The following is a 2,022-nucleotide window of genomic DNA, read 5'->3' as shown; positions in this document are numbered from 1 at the left end:
TCGTCCAAACCTTCGTCACTGATCACTTCTGACAGAAACCACCCCGGCACATATTTTCCGACACACATCTCATAGTGTTCACCGTCGGCATAATGCACCGTCAAACTGAATCCCATCGCAGGCTGATGATTGAGCCCGACAACCCGATCATCTCCGGGTTTAAGCCCCAATATTGAGATCAGTTCCTGAGTGTCGGAGTTGCCGTGTTTAATCTCAACCCGTTCAATCAGCCGACTGGAATCGTTGACCAACTGAACAGATAACATCTGCGCGGGGCGCTCGGCACCGGCATAAAATCCTAATGCCGCGGCACTGGTACTTAAGACCAGTGCCAGCAGCAGACACCACCGACCATTGCGAATACTCATAATATCAAGCGTTATCTTGTTGCCACGGTTGAGAGATACGACGGAAATATCGCCCCTGGCACTTCTCACAGGGTCCGATTTGAGCGGTTTTGGTTAACACCTGTGTGGATTCACATTTAAGACACTGCAATGTTCCAGCACCTGCCAGCTCTCCGGCAATATATTCCTCATCACCGTGATCCAATCGTTCACGCAACTCTTCCTGCTGAATACGCGTCTTGTCCGCCAGACTAACCAGCAGCCGTTTCATCCGATCTTCCAGCACATTCAAATCAAAATGTAACCAGGCCGCGATCCCTTCACCTGTACCATGGGCATAAAAGCCCAGCTTCTTCAAATCACGCTTGATATAGGCGGTCAGAAGATCCATTTCGTCACGGGTCATCTCTTCCGCCGTCAACTCCATCTCAACAGCTTCTTCAATTTTTTCCTGCAGATATTCCCAAGAACTGGCTTCAGCATCAGACAGATTTTTATGCAATCTGGCCACCACCCGATCGTAGGCACTGATTCCTTGAGCCGAATCATTTTGGCGATCGTTATCTTTATCAGTCATAACATGCACTCCTGAGGGTGAAACTCTGTTGGCTCTAGTCCATATATTGTATGCTATGCCCCATACCGCAAACTTTCCATATGAACATTTAACCGGCGTCAATCCGATGCCGGTTTTCAGTTACCGGGTTCACAAAAGATCACGATGAACGAACAGTATCAGCCTCAGGAAATCGAAACTCAGGCCCAGCAGCACTGGGAAGACAATGACAGCTTCAAATGTATTGAGGAGCCAGGGAAAGATAAGTTCTACTGTCTATCCATGTTCCCATACCCAAGCGGCCGTCTTCACATGGGCCACGTTCGTAACTACACCATTGGTGACGTGATCTCCCGCTACCAGCGCATGCAGGGAAAAAACGTCCTTCAGCCGATGGGTTGGGATGCATTTGGCCTGCCCGCCGAGAACGCCGCGTTAAAAAACAACGTTGCGCCTGCGAAGTGGACCTACGAAAACATCGACTACATGCGTACCCAGCTCAAGCAGATGGGCTTTGGTTACGACTGGAACCGTGAACTGGCGACCTGTCACCCACAATACTACCGTTGGGAACAGTGGTTCTTCACCCAGCTGATGGACGCCGGTCTGGTTTACAAAAAAGAAGCCGAAGTTAACTGGGATCCCGTCGATCAGACCGTACTGGCTAACGAGCAGGTTATCGATGGTCGTGGCTGGCGTTCCGGCGCATTGGTCGAGCGTAAGAAGATTCCTCAGTGGTTCCTGAAAATTACGGACTACGCAGACCAACTGCTTGAAGATCTGGATAAACTGGATCAGTGGCCTGAACAGGTCCGCACCATGCAGAAAAACTGGATTGGTCGCTCCGAAGGTGTGGAGCTGCAGTTTGACGTCGAAGGTTACGGTGAGCTGGAAGTCTTTACGACGCGTCCTGACACTCTTCTGGGTGTGACCTATGTCGCCGTTGCCGCACAGCATCCTCTCGCGCAAAAAGCCGCTGAGAACAATCCAGAGCTGACCAAATTCCTGGACGAGTGCAAAAACATCAAGGTTGCTGAGGCCGATCTGGCAACCATGGAGAAAAAAGGCATGGCGCTGGGCGTCGAAGCCATTCACCCACTCACCGGTGAAAAAGTGCCG

At 50.8% G+C, this 2,022-nt stretch carries 3 protein-coding genes; 1 reads left to right on the top strand and 2 read right to left on the bottom strand.

Going from position 1 to position 2,022, the window contains the following annotated elements; translation table 11 throughout:
- Positions 1-368, bottom strand: a 368-nt coding sequence (locus ABYW01_RS20390; RefSeq protein ID WP_372836308.1) for a hypothetical protein, incomplete at its 3' end; no start/stop codon positions are given.
- A gap of 4 nt (positions 369-372) precedes the next feature.
- Positions 373-924, bottom strand: coding sequence for a zinc ribbon-containing protein (locus ABYW01_RS20385; RefSeq protein WP_372836307.1), 552 nt, complete (start codon positions 922-924; stop codon positions 373-375).
- Positions 925-1,068: 144 nt separating this feature from the next.
- Between ABYW01_RS20385 and ABYW01_RS20380 the strand changes: the two genes are divergently transcribed.
- A partial coding sequence (locus ABYW01_RS20380; protein WP_372836305.1) for a class I tRNA ligase family protein occupies positions 1,069-2,022 on the top strand: 954 nt, incomplete at its 3' end.

Origin of the sequence: Pontibacterium sp. (assembly GCF_041587635.1) — a bacterium.
In the GTDB taxonomy this organism is placed as follows: Bacteria; Pseudomonadota; Gammaproteobacteria; order Pseudomonadales; family Balneatricaceae; genus Pontibacterium.
Note: the sequence above shows the minus strand (reverse complement) of the source record. Positions and strands in the feature narration are given on the sequence as shown.